Origin of the sequence: Streptomyces yangpuensis, from assembly GCF_001005295.1 — a bacterium.
GTDB classification, from domain to species: Bacteria; Actinomycetota; Actinomycetes; order Streptomycetales; family Streptomycetaceae; genus Streptomyces; species Streptomyces yangpuensis.
The window spans coordinates 1,715,536-1,733,244 of the sequence record NZ_LBMK01000002.1 but is presented as its reverse complement, the minus strand read 5'-3'; the positions used below and the strand labels follow the sequence as shown (position 1 = coordinate 1,733,244).

14 protein-coding genes and 4 pseudogenes are annotated in these 17,709 nt (G+C 70.6%); 6 read left to right on the top strand and 12 right to left on the bottom strand.

The window, feature by feature from the left end; all coding sequences use genetic code 11:
* Nucleotides 1–29 precede the first annotated feature (29 nt).
* Nucleotides 30–182: pseudogene (locus tag AAT21_RS13005) on the top strand (Tellurite resistance TerB); the annotation flags it as partial.
* A gap of 68 nt (nt 183–250) precedes the next feature.
* Here AAT21_RS13005 and AAT21_RS13000 read toward each other — a convergent pair.
* Nucleotides 251–1,183, bottom strand: a complete 933-nt coding sequence (locus AAT21_RS13000; protein WP_046776756.1) for a M48 family metalloprotease — start codon at nt 1,181–1,183, stop codon at nt 251–253.
* A 4-nt stretch (nt 1,184–1,187) separates the two neighbouring features.
* The gene (locus tag AAT21_RS12995) at nt 1,188–1,592 is read right to left on the bottom strand and encodes a BlaI/MecI/CopY family transcriptional regulator (protein WP_046777335.1); all 405 of its coding nucleotides are present in this window, start codon (nt 1,590–1,592) and stop codon (nt 1,188–1,190) included.
* A 173-nt stretch (nt 1,593–1,765) separates the two neighbouring features.
* On the opposite strand from AAT21_RS12995, the pseudogene AAT21_RS38895 reads away from it, so the two are divergent.
* Both AAT21_RS38895 and AAT21_RS34435 read left to right on the top strand, forming a co-directional pair.
* Nucleotides 1,766–1,858: pseudogene (locus tag AAT21_RS38895) on the top strand (twin-arginine translocase TatA/TatE family subunit); the annotation flags it as partial.
* A 734-nt stretch (nt 1,859–2,592) separates the two neighbouring features.
* Nucleotides 2,593–3,249 carry a hypothetical protein gene (locus AAT21_RS34435; RefSeq protein ID WP_167350575.1) on the top strand — a complete coding sequence of 219 codons (657 nt, stop codon included), beginning with the start codon at nt 2,593–2,595 and terminating at the stop codon, nt 3,247–3,249.
* A gap of 108 nt (nt 3,250–3,357) precedes the next feature.
* On the opposite strand, the gene AAT21_RS12985 is transcribed toward AAT21_RS34435, so the two are convergent.
* From AAT21_RS12985 to AAT21_RS39675, 7 genes and pseudogenes are all read right to left on the bottom strand, one after another.
* Nucleotides 3,358–4,080: a potassium channel family protein gene (locus tag AAT21_RS12985; protein WP_200904377.1), complete on the bottom strand. Its 723-nt coding sequence runs from the start codon at nt 4,078–4,080 to the stop codon at nt 3,358–3,360.
* A complete protein-coding gene (locus tag AAT21_RS12980; protein ID WP_046776755.1) occupies nt 4,073–5,443 on the bottom strand; it encodes a TrkH family potassium uptake protein in 1,371 nt (456 codons plus the stop codon). The genes AAT21_RS12985 and AAT21_RS12980 overlap by 8 nt, the downstream gene beginning before the upstream one ends.
* A 165-nt stretch (nt 5,444–5,608) precedes the next feature.
* Nucleotides 5,609–8,149 (bottom strand): sensor histidine kinase, encoded by a 2,541-nt coding sequence (locus AAT21_RS12975; protein ID WP_046776754.1) that lies wholly within the window; start codon nt 8,147–8,149, stop codon nt 5,609–5,611.
* A 5-nt stretch (nt 8,150–8,154) separates the two neighbouring features.
* Nucleotides 8,155–8,451, bottom strand: a pseudogene (locus AAT21_RS12970) (winged helix-turn-helix domain-containing protein); the annotation flags it as partial.
* Between the two features lie 11 nt (nt 8,452–8,462).
* Nucleotides 8,463–8,633, bottom strand: a pseudogene (locus AAT21_RS12965) (potassium-transporting ATPase subunit KdpA); the annotation flags it as partial.
* A gap of 17 nt (nt 8,634–8,650) precedes the next feature.
* Entirely contained in the window at nt 8,651–8,740 is a 90-nt protein-coding gene (gene kdpF / locus AAT21_RS34925; protein ID WP_046776751.1) for a K(+)-transporting ATPase subunit F, read from the bottom strand.
* Nucleotides 8,737–8,871, bottom strand: coding sequence for a hypothetical protein (locus AAT21_RS39675; RefSeq protein ID WP_268768173.1), 135 nt, complete (start codon nt 8,869–8,871; stop codon nt 8,737–8,739). Before AAT21_RS39675 ends, kdpF begins: the two co-directional genes overlap by 4 nt.
* A gap of 803 nt (nt 8,872–9,674) precedes the next feature.
* Here AAT21_RS39675 and AAT21_RS12955 point away from each other — a divergent pair.
* The 3 genes from AAT21_RS12955 (at nt 9,675) to AAT21_RS12940 (ending at nt 13,514) form a co-directional block, all read left to right on the top strand.
* Complete coding sequence (locus tag AAT21_RS12955) at nt 9,675–11,219, top strand: alanine/glycine:cation symporter family protein (protein ID WP_046776750.1); 1,545 nt, start codon at nt 9,675–9,677, stop codon at nt 11,217–11,219.
* A 265-nt stretch (nt 11,220–11,484) separates the two neighbouring features.
* A complete protein-coding gene (nhaA, locus tag AAT21_RS12950; RefSeq protein WP_046776749.1) occupies nt 11,485–12,786 on the top strand; it encodes a Na+/H+ antiporter NhaA in 1,302 nt (433 codons plus the stop codon).
* Nucleotides 12,787–13,058: 272 nt separating this feature from the next.
* On the top strand, nt 13,059–13,514 hold the full coding sequence (locus AAT21_RS12940; RefSeq protein WP_052757748.1) for a hypothetical protein: 456 nt from the start codon (nt 13,059–13,061) through the stop codon (nt 13,512–13,514).
* 363 nt (nt 13,515–13,877) lie between these two features.
* Here AAT21_RS12940 and AAT21_RS12935 read toward each other — a convergent pair whose 3' ends face one another.
* From AAT21_RS12935 to AAT21_RS12925, 3 genes are all read right to left on the bottom strand, one after another.
* A complete protein-coding gene (locus AAT21_RS12935; protein WP_046776747.1) occupies nt 13,878–14,195 on the bottom strand; it encodes a hypothetical protein in 318 nt (105 codons plus the stop codon).
* Between the two features lie 214 nt (nt 14,196–14,409).
* Nucleotides 14,410–16,305, bottom strand: coding sequence for a potassium channel family protein (locus AAT21_RS12930; protein WP_046776746.1), 1,896 nt, complete (start codon nt 16,303–16,305; stop codon nt 14,410–14,412).
* A 301-nt stretch (nt 16,306–16,606) separates the two neighbouring features.
* Nucleotides 16,607–17,662 carry an alpha/beta hydrolase family protein gene (locus AAT21_RS12925; protein WP_046776745.1) on the bottom strand — a complete coding sequence of 352 codons (1,056 nt, stop codon included), beginning with the start codon at nt 17,660–17,662 and terminating at the stop codon, nt 16,607–16,609.
* Between the last annotated feature and the right edge of the window lie 47 nt (nt 17,663–17,709).

Genomic DNA, 17,709 nt, shown 5'->3' with positions numbered 1-17,709 from the left:
GCAGCAAGCCGCCCTGCTCGCGGCCCCGGCTGCAGAACTTCGACGCCGCAGACCTGCAGCGGCGCTTCGACGACGACCTGAACAAGCTCACCGCCGACTTCGACTTCGACAAGACCGAACAGGCCATCGTCCGCGAGGCCTGCTACTCCCTCGACCTCTCCCCGCACGAGTTCGACCTGTAAGCCAAGGCCGCGGCCGGTGAGGTTCCGCCCCGCACGGTCCTCACCGGCCCCGCGCCTCGGTTCTTCGGCTACGCGTCGAGCGCGGCGTGCAGGATGAAGAACAGTGTGACCGCCGAGTTGGCCGACGACAGGGCCGACGCGGTGACCCCCGCGGCGGCCGTCCACATGGCCAGGCCCAGCGTCGTGAACACCGACAGCCAGTTCCTGGCAACAGGAGCGGGCCCGAGCAGGGCCGCCACCCGGCGCGGGACCGGCCCGGCGGCGAAGTGGGCGAGGGATGCCACGGGGGCTCCCCTGGAGACCAGGGCGGACTTGCCCACCGCCAATGCGACGGTGTGGCGGCTTCCGGTCCGGGCCGCCGCCTCCTCGTCCGCCCACCGCTCTGCGGTGAACGCCACCGCCGTCCGCAGCGGCCGAAGGAACGGGTTCGCCCGAGCCGCCAGCTGCACCGCCAGCAGAAACCGGTGGTGCCGGCCCGCCAGATGAGCCCGCTCGTGCGCGAATAGCGCCCGCCTCTCACCCGGGGTGAGCCCGGAGAGCATGCCGGTGCTGACCACGACCTGCCCGCCGCCTCGCCGGCCGGGCAGCGCGTATGCGTAGGGAGCCCGATCGGGCAGCACCGCGACCGGCTTGCCGGCCAACCCCGCGACGGCGCGCGTGGCCTGCATGCGCACCCGGTAATGCCGCCACCCTGCCGCCAGGCACGAGACCAGTACGGACAGCAGGGCGGGGATCGCCACCCGCCCGGCGACCTCGTCATACGGGACCGCCTCGCGGACCTCCGGGTCCGACCAGCCGTCCGGCAGAGGATTGCCCGGCAGCTGTGCGGTTCCGACCACCATCAGCAGGGCCAGACACAATGTGCTGCACACCGCCAGCAGCACGGCTGTCCACGTCAGCAGCCAGGTGGCGGTCCGCGGGTGGAGCCGGTGCTCGGCCAGCCGGGCGATCGGCCAGGCGGTCAGCGGCAGCACCAGCGGCAGGAAGACGAAAACCCCCATGCCTTCAGTCTTCACCCTTTTCCGAAGCCTGCGCCAGCAGATCCCGCAACAGCTGCTCGTCCCCCGGCGACAGCGCCGTAACGAAGCTCGCCAACACCGCCTCCCGATCGGCCTCCGCGTCCAGCACCTTGCGCATCCGCAGCGCCGCCAGCCCCGCCTCGTCGGCAACAGCCGTCCACTCGAACGAGCGACCCACCCGCTCCCGCACCACAGCACCCTTCGCGTGCAGCCGCGTGAGGATGGTCATCACCGTCGTGTAGGCGATCCCGCCGCCGATGCGCTCCTGTACCCAGCCGGCCGTGACCGGACCCGAGGCCTGCCCCAGGGCGGCCAGGACCTGAGCCTCCAGCTCCCCCTGGCCGCGACGGCGGGACGCCTGCCCGGCACCATCGTTTGCGTCGTCTCTCACCGTCGTCAACCTCCCGTCCACAACAAGCTCATCATACTGACCGCAAGTCACTTCTACAGTCATGTAGATTCACAACGCCGGATACGAACCCCGCCCACGCCAGGAGGCGGGTCCGCATGTTCGGCATCAGCGAGATCACCACATCCTCATCATCGCCCTCTTGATACTCGTCAGCCCGCAAACGTCCCGGACTCGCCCGCTCCTTGGGGACGTCGGCCCGCATTCTCAAGAGCGAGGCCAAAGCCACGCGGAACGAGAGCAGCACGCCGTGCCGGTTGCGGTGTCGGGGGCGGGGTGGCGAGGGAAGACATCACGGGTCCACCAGGGGCTCCGAAGCCGCCGATCGGCAGGAGGTCACGGAGCGCGCCGAGCCACCCTTTCCCTTCAGGCTCCGCCGCACTCAGGGGCACGATGCGTCCGCCGGTCACGGCCGTGGTGGCGCACCATGTCGCCGTCCTGGCGACCGCTGCGCTCGCCGCGGGCGTGGCCGCGTTCGCACGTCTGGTCGCTGCCGGTGCGGCTGTGAGCGGCGCCGCGGTGCACAGTGCCGCTCTGGCGTTGTGCGGGGTGTTCTTCGCCGCGGTGGGAACGATGGCCGCTCAGGTGTTCGCGACCCGGGCATCGGCCAGTGGCGCTGCGGTTGCGCTGCTGGGCGTCAGCATGCTCCTGCGGATGGTCGGCGACGGTGTCGCCGCTCTGGGGTGGCTGCGCCGGCTGTCGCCGTTCGGTCTGATGGCGCTGGCCCGCCCGTACGACGGCAACCGGATCTGGCCTCTGGTGGTCTTGCCGGCCGCCTGCCTGGCGCTCTTCGCGGGGGCCGTGGCCGCAGCGCAGGGGCGTGACATCGGCGGCGGGTACCTGCGCTCTTCTTCCGGCCGGGCCCCGCGCACGGGGCTTCTCGGCTCGGTCCAGGCATTTGCGGTGCGGCGCCTGGCTGCGGCCACTGGCCGGCTGGTCGACTGGTGTCGGCGCGTACTACCTGCTCATCGGGGTGCTGGCGGTGTCCATGACGGACTTCCTCACCGACAACCCGAGGTCCGCCGAACTCGCCGCTCAGGCAGGCTTTGCCGGGCTCGGCACCGTCCAGGGATACACCGCAACGCTGTTCGCGCTTCTGGCCGTTCCGGCAGGAGCGTTCGTCGCGGTCCGGCTCGCAGCGCTCGCGGCCGACGAGAACAACCGGCGCCTGACCCTCCTGTACGCCCAGCCCCTCGCCCGGACGACCCTGCTCACCGGCGAGATCGCCGCCGCGCTGGGCGGCGTCGTCGTCGTCACCACCGTCGCGGGCTTGGCCACCTGGAGCGGGACCGAGGCCGTCGGTGCCGGCCTCGGCCTTCTCGCCGCGCTGTCCGGGGCCTGGAACGTACTGCCGATCGCACTCCTCTGCCTGGGCGCCGGTGTACTCGCACTCGGCTGGGCGCCACGCGCTGTCGCCGCCATCGGAGCGTTGCCGGCCGCGGGAGGGTTCCTGCTGCACGTCATCGCCGACAGCTCCGGTCTGCCGGCATGGGTCGGCCGGCTGTCCCCGTTCGCGCACCTGGCCGCCGTGCCCGGCACCCCGGTCAACTGGCACGCGGCGTTCCTGATGACGGCCATGGCCACGCTCGCCGCGGCCGCGGGTGGCGTCGGCTACAGACGTCGGGACCTTCGCGTCTGACCGCCTGGCGGCCGTCGGCCAAGTGACGGTCATCCTGCATACAGCGCAGACTCGCGGCCTGTCGAGGTGCCTCGGCTTCCCCGGCACAGCCGGCGGACGCCGGGGGGCTCAGCTGAGTTCCGAGAAGGCTTCCACGTCGCGTGTCCTGCCGGTGACGATGATGACGTCGCCCTTCTCCACGACGGTTTCGGCGGTGGCGTGGGTGAAGTCCTGGCCGGGCCGCTTGATGCCGACGACGGTGATGCCGTACTTGCTGCGGACCGCGCTCTGGCCGAGGGGGACGCCGGTGATCGTGGTCGGGGTGATGGTCTTGACCAGGGCGTAGTCGTCGTCGAACTCGATGAAGTCGAGCATGCGGCCGGTGACGAGGTGGGCGACGCGTTCGCCCATCTCGTGCTCGGGCAGGACGACGTGGTGGACACCGAGCCGTTCGAGGATCTGGCCGTGCTGGCGGCTGATGGCCTTGGCCCAGATGTTCGGGACCTGCGCCTCGAGGAGGTTGGAGGCGACGAGGATGCTGGCCTCTATGTCCGTGCCGATACCGACCACGACGCTGGGGAAGTCATGGACGCCGAGCTGGTGGAGGACCTCGGGGTCGGTGCAGTCGGCGACGGCGGTGTGCGTGAGGGTGTCGCTGTGCTTCTGCACGAGGGAGGCGTCGGTGTCGATGCCCAGGACGTCCCAGCCGCGGCGGGTCAGTTCGTGGGCGAGGGAGCTGCCGAAGCGCCCCAGCCCGATGACGGCCACGCGCTGGTCGGAGTGGAGCTGGGCACCGAGGTCGAGCAGGCGCTTGCGACGGCGATGGCGCAGGGAGTTCAGGTAGTTACCCAATGACGGGTCGCTCCTCGGGTAGCTGGTAGCGGCGGGTCCGCTCGCGCAGGGCGAGGGAGGAGACGAGGGTGATCGGTCCGAGTCGGCCGATGAACATCAGCAGGATCAGGATGAGCTGTCCGACGGCCGGGATGTCGGCGGTGATCCCGGTCGACAGGCCGACCGTGCCGAACGCGGACACCGCCTCGAACAGCACCGCCTCGGCCGGGGCCTTGGTGACGGTGAGGAGGGCCAGGGTGGCGGTGATGACGAGGCCGATGCCCAGCAACGCGACCGTGAGGGCCTGGCGCAGGGCGTGGGGGGCCAGTCGGCGGCCCATCACCGTGGAGTTGGGTTCGCCGCGGACCTCCGCGAGCATGGCGGCGGCGAGGACCGAGAAGGTGGTCACCTTGATGCCGCCGGCGGTTCCGGCGCTACCGCCGCCGATGAACATCAGCGTGCAGGTGAACAGGAGGGTCGAGGCGTTCAGGGCGCCCATGTCGACGGCGTTGAACCCGGCCGTTCGGCTCATCGCCGAGTAGAAGAACCCGCCCAGGATCTTCTCGTCCCAGTCGAACGCGCCGAGGGTGCCCGCATTGGTCCATTCCAGCAGGCATGTCATGACCGTACCCACCAGAAGCAGTACCGCGCTGGTGACGAGGGTCAGCCGGGTGTGCAGGGACCAGTTGCGCCGCCCGGTGGTGCGTCTGCGGGTGCGGTGCCGCAGCAGTTCGAGCAGTACGGGGAAGCCCAGGCCGCCCAGGATCACCGCGGCGGCGATCGGCATCGTGATCCAGGGGTCCTGGGCGTAGGGCACGATGCTGTCGGCGTGGAGGCCGAAGCCGGCGTTGTTGAAGGCCGAGACGGAGTGGAAGAAGCCGGAGTACGCGGCCTCGCCGAAGGGCTTGTCGTAGCCGAACCGCAGCCTCAGAGCGAGGACAGCCCCCACGGCGAGTTCCACGGCGAGGGTGCAGCCGGCCACGCCGAGCAGGACGCGCCGTACGTCACCGATTCCCAGGCTCTTCGTCTCGGCGGCTGCGGTGAGCTGCATGCGCAGGCGCAGCCGGCCGGAGACGAGCAGGGCGAGCAGGGAGGCCATCGTCATGATGCCGAACCCGCCGACCTGGATGAGGGCCAGGATGACGCCCTCGCCGAAGCCGCTCCAGTGGGTGGCGGTGTCCACGACCACCAGCCCGGTCACGCACACCGCGGAGGTGGAGGTGAAGAGTGCGGTGAGGGGGTCGGTGACCGAGCCGTCGGTGGACGCCGCCGGCAACATCAGCAGCACCGTGCCGATGGCGATCACCAGGGCGAACGCCGACACCACGGTACGGGCGGGATGCGCGGTGAACAGCCGCCACGCCCCGGCCACACGTCCAGCCACTTCGTTCGCCCTCCGACACTGTCCCGACAACGGGTCCTGTCGTCAGGGATGCGTCAAGGACCGCGGCGGCCAAGAGTACCCGCAGGCAGGCGGGCCGGCACACGGGGTGGGGAGGGTGTCTGTACCGGCTCCTCCGTCGGCAGCAGCGGACGGGCCCGTACGGCGTCAGGCCAGGGCCGCGCCGGGAGCATCATGGGCCCTTGCCGCCACTTCGGCGGTGGGGAGGGTGAGGACCATGGTGAGGCCACCGCCAGGGGTGTCCTCTGCGGCGAGCGTGCCGCCGACGGCCTCGGTGAAGCCGCGGGCGACGGCGAGGCCGAGGCCCACCCCGGCGCCGGCGGGTGCGTCACCGTACCGCTGGAAGGGTTCGAAGACGCGGTTCTTGGCTTCGTCGGGAATGCCTGGGCCGCGGTCGACGACGCGCAGTTCGACCCGGTCGGCGATGGCGCTGGCGGAGACCAGGACGGGGTGTCCCGCAGGGCTGTATTTGACGGCGTTCTCCACGATGTTGGCGACGGCCCGCTCCAGGAGCCCGCGGTCGACGACGACCATGGGGAGGGTTTCGGGGATTTCGAGTTCGACGCTGTCGTCGGGGATGCCGTGCAGTGCCCGGGGGACCACTTCGTCGAGGTCGGTCTCGCGGATGATCGGGGTGACGGTGCCGGTCTGGAGCCGGGACATGTCGAGGAGGTTGCCGACGAGGGCGTCGAGCCGGTCGGCGCCGTCCTCGATGCCTTCGAGGAGTTCCGCTCGGTCTTCGTCGGACCATTCGACGTCGGTGGCACGCAGGGAGGTGACGGAGGCCTTGATCCCGGCGAGCGGGGTGCGCAGGTCGTGGCTGACGGCGGCGAGGAGGGCGGTGCGGATCTGGTTGCCCTCGGCGAGTCGTCGTGCTTCCTCGGCTTGTCCGACCAGGCGCTGGCGGTCGAGGACGACGGCGGCCTGGGCGGCGAAGGCGCCCAGGACCCGGCGGTCCTCGGCGGGGAGCACCCGTCCGGTGAGGGCGACGGCCAGGTTCTCGCCGATGTGGATGTCGACGTCGGCGTCTTCGGGGCGCTCGGCCGGGTGGGGGCCGGTGCTCGCCGCGGTGCTCCAGGGGTCCACCTCGCGCCTGCGTTCCAGCAGGGCGACGGACTCCATGGCGAAGGTCTCACGCAGCCGTTCGAGCAGGGCGTCCAGGGAGTCCTCGCCGCGCAGCACGCTGCCGGCGAGGAAGGAGAGGATCTCTGCTTCGGAGCGCAGCCTCGCGGCCTGGTGGGTGCGCCGGGCCGCGAGGTCGACGACGGAGGCGACGGAGACGGCGACCGCGAAGAACACCGAGATGGCGACGATGTTCCTGGGGTCGGCAATGGTCCACAGGTGCAGCGGCGGGGTGAAGAAGTAGTTGAGGAGGAGGCATCCGAAGGCTGCTGAGGCGAGCGCGGGCAGCAGTCCTCCCAGCAGTGCCGCTGCGACCGTCAGAGTGAGGAAGAGCAGCATGTCGTTGGCGAGCCCGAGATCGGGGACGGCGGTGCGCAGAAGTACCGTCAGCAGGGCGGGCCCGGCGATGCCGACCAGCCAGCCCCAGACGATGCGGGCCCGCCCGAGGCGGGCACCTCGCGCGATCGGCAGTCCGCGGCCCTTGGCGGCCTCGTCGTGGGTGACGATGTGGACGTCGAGGTCGGGGCCGGATTCGCGGGCGACGGTGGCGCTGACACCAGGCCCGAAGACGTACTGCCAGGACCGGCGGCGGCTGACGCCGAGGATGATCTGGGTTGCGTTGACACCACGGGCGAATTCCAGCAGGGCCTGCGGGATGTCGTCGCCGATGACGTGGTGGAAGGTTCCGCCGAGGTCCTCCACCAGGGTGCGCTGGACGGCGAGTTCCTTCGGTGAGGCGGAGGTGAGACCGTCGCTGCGGGCGACATAGACCGCGAGGACCTCACCGCCCGCTCCCTTCTCGGCCAGGCGGGCGGCGCGGCGGATGAGGGTGCGGCCCTCGGGGCCGCCGGTGATGCCGACGACGATGCGCTCGCGGGCCTGCCAGGTGGTGCGGATGTTGTGCTCACCGCGGTACTCCTGGAGGTACTCGTCGACCCGGTCGGCCGTCCACAGCAGCGCCAGCTCGCGCAGGGCTGTGAGATTGCCGGGGCGGAAGTAGTTGGAGAGGGCGGCGTCGACCTTGTCGGGCTTGTAGATGTTGCCGTGGGCCATACGGCGGCGCAGGGCCTGCGGGGACATGTCGACCAGCTCGATCTGGTCGGCGCGGCGGACCACCTCGTCCGGGACGGTCTCCTGCTGGCGGATCCCCGTTATGGTCTCGACGACGTCGCCCAGGGATTCCAGGTGCTGGATGTTGACGGTGGTGATGACGTCGATGCCGGCCTGGAGCAGCTCCTCGACGTCCTGCCAGCGTTTGGCATTGCGGGAGCCGGGGACGTTCGTGTGGGCGAGTTCGTCGATGAGCGCGACGGCGGGCCGCCGGGCCAGGATGGCGTCCACATCCATCTCCGTGAAGCGGCCGCCGCGGTACTCCAGCTCGCGCCTCGGGATCTCCTCCAGGCCGCGCAGCATGACCTCGGTGCGGGGCCGGCCGTGGTGCTCGACGAAGCCGACGACGGCATCGGTGCCGCGTTCGATCCGGCGGTGCCCCTCGGACAGCATGGCGTAGGTCTTGCCGACACCGGGTGCCGCCCCGAGGTAGATGCGGAATGTGCCACGTCTCATGGTGCTCAGCCTTCGAAGCGGTAGCCCATGCCGGGCTCGGTGATCAGATACCTGGGGTGCGTGGGATCCGCTTCCAGTTTGCGCCGCAGCCGGGCCCTGTGGACGCGCAGGTGGTCGGTCTTGTCCGCGTACGCCAGCCCCCAGAGGCCGATGAGCAGCCGGCGCTGACTGATAGGCCGTCCGGGGCGGGTGATGAGGATCTCCAGCAGGTGCCACTCGGTGGGGGTGATTCGGACATCGCGGCCATCTCGCCGGACCTTTCTGGCCAGCAGGTCAGCTGTGAAGTCGCCGGTTTCGATCACCGGCCGGTCGGACCGGCCGACGGGGTGCGGGAGCGGGCGAAGCCGCGGACCGGCGCCACCGCGACCGCGATGCCCACGGCTGCGGAGACGAAGTTCTGCACCGCCAGGCCGGCGGTCTGGGTGACATGGCTCATGGCCACCTCGCCCGAGCCCGGCTGCCGGTTCGTGTCCGACACGAAGGACGGGCCCATGTGGGGGCTCAGAACCTCTCCGGCTTGACGAGGGCGAGGACGAGACAGCCCAGCAGGGCAACGGCCACGACCAGCCCGACGATGTCCTCGGCAGTCACAGCTTCGCCACCCCCCGCGCTATGAGAGCCACCAGCGCGAACACCGCGATCGTGGCGATGACGAAGGCCACATCGGCCATCGTGAGCTCCTGGATGAGTGAAGGTACGGAATCGGCCAGCCGGCCGAGCACGAGCCAACCGCACGTGCAGGGCGGCGTTAAGCCTCCTTGACGGCTCCCATACGCCGGCCGCCACGGCCTTGACGCAACCTTGATGCCAGGGGCTCCGCCGATCGATCCTGCAGGCGGCCGGGGGCCAGGCCCGGCGGGCATCGAGGGACCGTCCGGATTCCCCTCAGGGACCGCTTCGACTGGGTCTGGCCCGGGCTCAGAGCTTGCTCGCGCGTGGTGCAACCGCCCGCGCCGCAGGGGTGCTGACCCCCGGCTCTGCCGCCTCCCTCCAGGCCACAGTCGCGCCGACAAGCGCGAAGCCGACCAGGGACTCCATCGGAGCGGCGATCCTCAACCAGCCTTCGGCAGGAGCGATGTCGCCCAGGCCGAGCGCGCGGATGTGGGGGGGAACGGGGAGTCGCGACTCGCCCGGCTCCGCCGCGCAGCGGCGCGGCTGCGGCCGAGCGCTGGTGATCGTTCGCTCAGCAGAACCTCAGATCCGGATAACGATCGCATCACCGAACCTGGACAAACGCCATAAAAAGCTGGCGACCGTGACCTCCGTCACTAAAGAAGCCGTAAAGAACGTGCTAGGAATACGCAACTCCGCTCCGGCCCACCCCTCGCCGGAACTCCGGAGCCGCGGCCGTCACCAGGCCGGGCACCACTTCGCAGCATGAGTACGACCAAGGCGCCTTTCCCCGGTTCGTGTCCGCGGACCGATGGCGCCACGGGTCGCCGATCGGACAACGCGTTCGCTCAAAGCCCGCACTTTCACACCGGCCCACCGCACGGGACCGGTCTGCGCAACGAGGTTCTGCCACATGTCACTCGACTCCTTCACCGACTCCGTAGACGAGGCCGTCAGCGGCTTCTTCGAGCCCATCGCCAAGTGGCTCGGCGAGGTCGTCTTCTACTCCGTCCCCGTAGGGGGCACCCAGCTCCCGCTGATCGTCGCCTGGCTGGTCGTCGCCGGCGTCGTCTTCACCGCCTGGTTCGGGGGCGTCCAGATACGCAAGTTCCGCCTCGCGGTGAACGTGGTCCGCGGCAAGTACGACGAGAAGGGCTCGACCGGCGAGGTCAACCACTTCCAGGCGCTGACAGCAGCCGTCTCCGGCACCGTCGGCCTCGGCAACATCGCCGGTGTCGCCGTGGCCGTCTCCATCGGTGGCCCCGGCGCCACCTTCTGGATGATCCTCTGCGGCCTGCTCGGCATGGCGACGAAGTTCGTCGAGGTCACCCTCGGCGTGAAGTACCGCGAGGTGCACGCCGACGGCACCGTCTCCGGCGGCCCGATGCACTACCTCCCCAAGGGACTGGCCGAGCGCTTCGGCTCCCGCGGCAAGACCCTCGGCAAGGTCCTCGCCGTCCTCGCCTCCGCCTTCGTGCTGTTCTTCGGCCTCTTCGGCGGCAACCTCTTCCAGGTCAACCAGTCGTACGCCCAGCTGGTCTCCGTCACCGGCGGCGAGTCCGGCATGCTCGGCTCCTCGGCCGGCGCCCTCTTCTTCGGCATCCTGATCGCCGCACTGGTCGGCATCGTGCTCCTCGGCGGCATCCGCTCCATCGCCTCCGTCACCAGCAAGCTCGTCCCCGCCATGGCCGGCATCTACATCGCCGCCTGCCTGGTCGTCATCCTGGTCAACGTCACCGCGGTCCCCGCCGCGATCTCCACGATCATCGAGGGCGCCTTCAACCCGCAGGGCGTCGCCGGCGGTGTCCTCGGCGCGCTGATCATCGGCTTCAAGCGGGCCGCGTTCTCCAACGAGGCCGGTCTCGGCTCCGCCCCGATCGCCCACTCCGCGGTCAAGACCAAGCACCCCGCCAGCGAGGGCCTGGTCGCCCTGCTGGAGCCGTTCATCGACACGGTCATCATCTGCACCATGACGGCGCTGACGATCGTGATCGCCAACCCGGCCAGCTACGTCGAGCTCCGCAACGGCGGTGAGTCGATCGGCGGCGTGACCATCACCTCCGACGCCTTCGCGACCGTCCTGCCCTGGTTCCCGTACATCCTGACCATCGCCGTCATGCTGTTCGCGATCTCCACGGTGCTGACCTGGGGCTACTACTGCATGAAGGCCTGGACGCACCTCTTCGGCCGCTCCAAGGCCAGCGAGATCACCTTCAAGGTCATGTACACCCTCGTCGCGGTGGCCGGCTCGCTGCTGACGCTGCAGACCCTGATCGACATGGCCGACGCGGTGCTCTTCATGCTCGCCGTCATCAACATCATCGGCCTCTACCTGCTGGCCCCCGTCGTGAAGCGGGAGCTGAACCACTTCCTCGACTTCGTCCGCCGCCGCGACGCCGGCCAGGACACCGAAGCCGACGAGGACGAAGACCAGGAGCCGGTGAAGACCACCGTCTGACCGTCCCCCCGGCGGCCCGGCTCCTTGGGGGCCCGCACCCACCCTTGCGCCTAGGGCGGGTACGGGCCCTCTCTTCTGTCCCGAACATCGTCACCGCACGTCAAAGCCCCCCTGGCCACATCCCGCCCCTCCCGATAGGGTGTAAAGAACGCGTCAATGCGCTCATCACACCAATGGGCGGACGCGGGGTGTGCCGGGAAGTCTGGTCGGCGTCCTTGGGGCCGTGTGCCCGCAATGCTGCCGACGCCCCGGAGGTTCACCCGCCATGACCGCTGCCCCGCCGCCCGAGCGCTCCCCGTTCCTCGGACTCCTGCCCTGGCCAGAGCGACGCGCCATCGCCGAGGCCCTGCGCACCGAGACCATCGGCGGCATGGTCCTCCTCGCCGCCGCCGTCATCGCGCTGGTCTGGGCCAACAGCCCCCTCGGGGATGTGTACCAGCAGGTGCGCGACTTCCACTTCGGCATACCCGCGCTCGGCCTCGACCTCTCCGTCGGCCACTGGACCGCAGACGGCCTCCTCGCCGTCTTCTTCCTCGTCGCGGGCATCGAGCTCAAGCGCGAACTCGTCGTCGGCGAACTCCGCACCCCCGCCACCGCCGCCCTGCCGGTGGTCGCCGCCCTCTGCGGCATGGCCGTCCCCGCCGCCCTGTACGCGCTGACCGCCGGACTCGGCGGCGGCAGCCTCGACGGCTGGGCCGTACCCATGGCCACCGACATCGCCTTCGCCCTCGCCGTCCTCGCGGTGATCAGCACGCATCTGCCGGCGGCCCTGCGTGCCTTCCTCCTCACCCTGGCCGTCGTCGACGACCTCGGGGCCATCCTCATCATCGCGGTCTTCTTCACCGCCGATCTGAACTTCTGGGCCCTCGGCGGCGCCGTCGCCTGCCTGGTCCTCTTCTACGCCCTCCAGCGCTTCCGCGTCCGCGGCTGGTGGTGGTACGTCCCGCTCGGCATCGCCACCTGGGCGCTCATGTACAACAGCGGCGTCCACGCCACCGTGGCGGGCGTCGCCATGGGCCTGATCCTGCGCACCACCCTCGACAAGGGCGAGGAGGCCTCCCCCGGTGCCCGGGTCTCCCACCTCGTCCACCCGTTCTCCGCCGGGGTGGCCGTGCCCCTCTTCGCCCTGTTCGCCGCCGGCGTCACGGTCTCGGGCGGTGCCCTCGCCGAGGTGTTCACCCGGCCCGAACCGCTGGGCGTCGTCATCGGCCTCGTCGTCGGCAAGATCCTCGGCGTGTTCGGCGGCACCTACCTCGCAGCGCGCTTCACCCGCGCACGTCTCAACCCCGACCTGGCCTGGGGCGACGTCTTCGGACTGTCCGTCCTTGCCGGAATCGGCTTCACAGTCGCCCTGCTCATCGGTGAACTCGCCTTCCCCGGCCAAGCCGTCACGGAACAGATCAAGGCAGCCGTCCTGATCGGCTCCCTCGCCTCCGCCGCCCTCGCCGCCCTTCTCCTGCTCCGCCGCAACAAGGTGTACAAGCACCTGTACGAGGAGGAAACGTCGGATGCCGACGCGGACGGCATCCCCGACATCTATCAGCGCGCGACCACTGCGAACCACTGACCCTACGCGGCGTCGCTGCCGTCGTACTCGCGGTTGTTCCGAGGAAGAAGGGCGCACATGCGTGATCCGAGGCGAACCGTTCGGATGCTGTCCGGGGCCGCCGCTTGGTGGGGCCTGATCACAGCGGCATTCTGGCTGGGCGGCAGTGTCCTGGGCGGGTCGGATTCCCTTGCCGGATGTGCTCTCGGCGCCCTCATGGTCATCGTGATCGGAGAGATCGGCGACCGGGTCCGCCGGGCGTGGCGAACCATGCGGCAAGGGGTCGCTGACCGGTGAGTGACGAGTCCGTCTTCATACGACACCCGCGGACCCGCCAGTACGTGTACAACTCGCGCAACCCCGTGGGCCGCGCCCTCATCGTCATCGCGCCGCTCGCCGCGGTCGGCATCCTGTACTGGCTCTACGGCAGTTGGCACTGGAGTGACGGCGAGCTTCGTACGGCTGTCCACCAAGCCGCGGACGCCCTCAATGCCAAACCCCACTACGCAAGCCGCGACACACCCCAGGACGACCTGGTCCGCAACGCTGTCAGGGAGACCGGCACAGGCCCTGGCCACGGACTGAGCGTCCGAGGGAATGGCCTCGCCGGCTACACGATCTCCACGGAAGACACGGGAACGGTGTTCTGCATGCGCCTGACCCTGACCCCGGTCAACCCCGGCGAGCCATATCCCGCGCCCCTCGTACGCCACCACGTCATCGCGACCGTCGCCGAGGGTTCGTGCTGAAGGCCATGAACTTGTGGATGCGTTCGAGGCGGTAGGTGAAGGCCCGGACGCTCAAGGACAGCAAGCGGGCGGGTCGTCGCCGTACGGTTCCGGGCCCTGGGCCACGGCCACCGCGTGGGCCTGGGACAGGCGTAAGGCAATTCGCGTACGGGGAGCTGCGGCTGAATCTCACGGGCCAGGGCCAAGTGAGCCCGTACGAGCGCCCGCAGCCCGATTCCGGCCCCGGCGGCCCCGTTCGCCCGCGTCGCGGCGGGCCTGAAGCTCTGCGCGGGTGAAGCGGCGACCGGTGGCGCAGGCCTCACGCAGGAGGTCCGTGCTGCCCTCCAGGTACGCGTCCCCGTGCAGAGGTGAGGCCCCGCGCGGTCACCGCGGGCCCTCCGGGTTCGCGCGATGGCCACGGACCGCAGCCTGCATGAAGAGCACCGCCGCCGCGACGGCGAGCCCCACCCCCGCGGCCGTGCACGCTGTGGTCAGGCCTGCGGGGGCGTCCAGCATGCGCGGTACGGTGTTCAGGCATGCCTGCACGTAAAGGCCGAGCATGGCGTAGGCGTAGGCTCTGGCCACGGCTCTGTTGCGCAGCCTTTCCGGAACCCGCCCTCGAAGGAGCATGACGGGGAGGGGAAGCAGGAGGAGCGTCGCCGCCGCCAGAACGACAGCGTGGATGGCGGGATTTCCGGTCATGGGTACCTTCCTGGTGCGGTTGCCCACGATACGGCCAGACCACCCGTCGTTCTCATGCCGGAGCCCGGCAGTCTCGGCACCCTGTGACTGCCGTCGGACACTTCTCAGCAACTCGTGCACCACGACGTCGCGGTGGTCCTGAGTGGGCAGCGCTGGGGCGCTTATGACCGGTTGCTCATCCGGACCGGACGGGACCCGGACCCGACGACTCTTCTCACGTCCCGGAGGCGGGGACGGTGCCACGGCCGAGCAGCTCCGCAAGGCCTGTGCGAGTGGCTGCCACAACCACCCGGTCCTGCGCCTTGAGGACGTACCCGGGGTGCAGGTCCCAGACCAGGCCCGCGTCGGGGACGCGGGTCTCCTCAGGTGTGGCGGCCAGGTCCGGGCGCCGGTCCTCGGGGGCACAGGTGTCCAGGGCGATCACGCGCCAGGCGCCAGGCCGGAAGGATTCTGCGATGGTCCGCCCCTCCAGCTGCGGATGGCCGGCCACCACAAGCGCGGCGAACAGCAGCACACGGCGCTCGACCGGTATCGCACCGAGGACCTGCCGGCCCATCATCGCTCCGGCGAACGCCGGTGCCGCCAGGTGGGTCACGCTGCGGCTGCGGGTGAGCGCACCGGGGTGGGCGGCGCGCAGGGTGCGGTAGACGGCGGTCGCGAAGTCGTCCTCGTAGAGGCGCATCACGACCCGCAGGTCGGGCCGGACGGCCCTCGCGTACAGGGCAGCCTCCAGGTTCGTGATGTCCGCACTGGTCAGGGCGAGCAGGGCGTGCGCCCGGCTCACCCGCGCCGCTTCGAGCACGCCCTCTTCGGTCACGTCACCGAGGACAACGGGGACGCGCAGACGCCGGGCGAGTTCGATGCCCCTCGCCTCCGGGTCGGACTCCACGCACACGACGGGAATCTCCAGCTCCCGCAGCCGGGACAGCACCCGCGCTCCGATCTTGCCGAGGCCCAGCAGGACGACGTGGTCCGAGGTCCTGCGGGGCGGGCGGCGCAGTGTGGTCGCGGTCCGGAAGGCGCCCAGTCCCTCCAGCGCCGCCGCCACGAGGACCGGCAGCAGGAGCAGCCCCACGAAACCGGCGAGTATCTGCAGTGTTTTGCGCTCGGGCGGCTCATCAACCGCGGGGTCGTTGATCGCGAAGATGTCGAGCAGGGTGATGTACGCCGCGTGCAGCGGATGGTCCCCGGTGGTGATCCAGGAGGCCACCGCCAGTGCGGCGACGGCCCCGACGATTCCCGCCAGGGACCACCGCAGGCGGCGGGAGAACAGCGAGGCGACCGGGAAGGCGGCCCCTGCCAGGCGGCCCGGGGACCCGGCGGAGCCGAGGTGGGAAACCGCTTCCAGGGCGACGATGCCCCGGCCCGTCGCGGCGGCGACCGCCCGGTCGTCCGGCAGCAGCTGCGGCCCGCGCTCGCCGCTGTGCTCCGACCCTTCTGCACCGGCCGGGTCGCCCGTGGTCGCCGAGAGCAGCGCCAGGGTGCAGAGCCCCGGGTCGGCGACCTCTCCCCGGCCCTGCGGCATGCGTTCGACCGCGCGCAGCAGCAGCCCGTCCGCCTGCACGATCTTGCTGGTGCCGACGACGGCGGACGCGGCGAGCGCCGGCGCCGCGGTGTCCGCGTCGGACAGGACCGTGGTGGACGCGTCCAGCTCCCGTAGGTCCAGTCCGGGCTCGGCGATGATCGCCGCCTGGTCGAGCAGCTCCTCCAGGTGCTGTCCCAGCTTGCGGTTGTAGAGCCTGATCACCAGCCGGAGCCTGGGGTTGAGCCGACGGGCCACCAGGGCCGCCCGCAAGTTCGTCTCGTCGTCCTCGTACACCAGCGCCAGCGCGGCCGCACCCGCCACACCAGCCGCGTTGAGCGCCTCCTCGTCCGGCTCGGCCGCCTCCACGACCCGCAGGTACAGGTCCACCTGCTCGCCCCTCGGGACACGGGAGTTCCTGGCTGCCGGCACGCGGCCCAGCAGGCCGAGTGCCCGACCGGACCGCCGCCCGACTGCGGGCTGCTGCGCCCGGGCCTCGGGTACCACGAGCGTCACCCGCTCCCGGTACACGTCGCGAAGTTCGCCGGCCAGCCTCCTGGCCAGACCGTCGTCGCCGCAGACGACCATCCGGCCTCTACGCAGGGGAAGTTGGGACTGAGAAGGATTCGACACTGATCAAGAATGCATCGTCAGGACGGCGATTGCCCCAGTGGGTCCACTCGTGAATCAGTCGCCGCACGGCAGCTGTTCACGCCGGGCCCTTGAGTCACGCTGTCCTGGCCTTTCCACAGGTGATGTTCACGAGCAGGATGCCTTGAGAGGGCGAAGCCGCGCAGGGCGTCGATGTCGGAGAGGCGCCGCGGGCCGGCCGCCCCGGCCGACGCCCCGGCCGACGGCCCTGCCGTGGGACCTGCCGCGGGTCGGGTGGTCACCTCGCTCCTGTGTCCACGGAGGCCAGGAACTGCCGCTGGTCTTCCAGGAAGCCGTCGGCGAACAGGGCCCTCGGCGCGCACAGCGCCGTCAGGGTGAGGCGGAGTGAGGAGTTCTCCACGTCGTGCTTGACCAGGCCGTGTGTGGCGTCCGGGTAGTGACCGACGCGCAGCGCGGGCCCCGGCAGCAGCCGCCGGTAGGCGGCCTCGGTATCGGCGGTGTCCACGTTCACGTCGTGTCCGGCGAGCACCAGCAGGACGGGCACCCCGCGCAGCGCCGGCAGATCGGCGCTCGCGTCGGCGGTGTGGTTCCTGGAGACGAACCGCCAGCGGGCGGCCGTCATGCCCCGCGGATCGCCGACGGCGCGTACGTACTCCTCGTAGGACGCACCCCTCCCCAGCAGCTCCAGGCCCGTCTCGCGGCGGCGCAGGGCGGCGGCGACCTCGGTGTCGGAGGCGCGGTCGCGGTGCAGCTCGGCGAGGAGGTTGTAGCGGCCCTGCCGGTGCCAGTTGACGGCGGGTGAGACGGCGATGACGAAGCGGATGCCGGGGTCCTTCGCGGCGATCTTGGGCAGGACCCAGCCGGCCTGGCTGGCGCCCCACAGTCCGATCCTGCTGCCGTCGATGTCCGGGCGCTGCCGGGCCCAGGCGATGGCGTCGACGGCTTCGTCGGCCCGGTCGTCCATGGACTGGTCGAGCCAGTCTCCGGGCGCGCCTCCCACGCCCGGCTTGTTCCAGGACAGTGAGGCGTAGCCGGCGCGGGCGAAGGACTCCCAGATGGGCCGGTAGAAGGTGTCGTGAGTGGCGTCGACGGGCCCGTCGCCGTGGACGAAGACCACCAGCGGGAAGGGCCCTTCCCCCTGCTCGGGCAGGGCCAGTACGCCGGCCAGGGTCCGACCGTCCCGGCGTACCGTCACAGCCTTCTCGCGCAGGTCGTAGGTGTTCTGCCAGACCACCAGCCCGCCCAGGCCCGCCGCCACGACCGCCAGTGCGGCCAGCGTCGCGAGCACGGCCCGCCCCACCCGGCGGCGGCGTGTGGTGCTTCTCGACGTCATCTGCCCCCCCCATCAAATATCTATCGCATCACAAACGATCGTTTCCG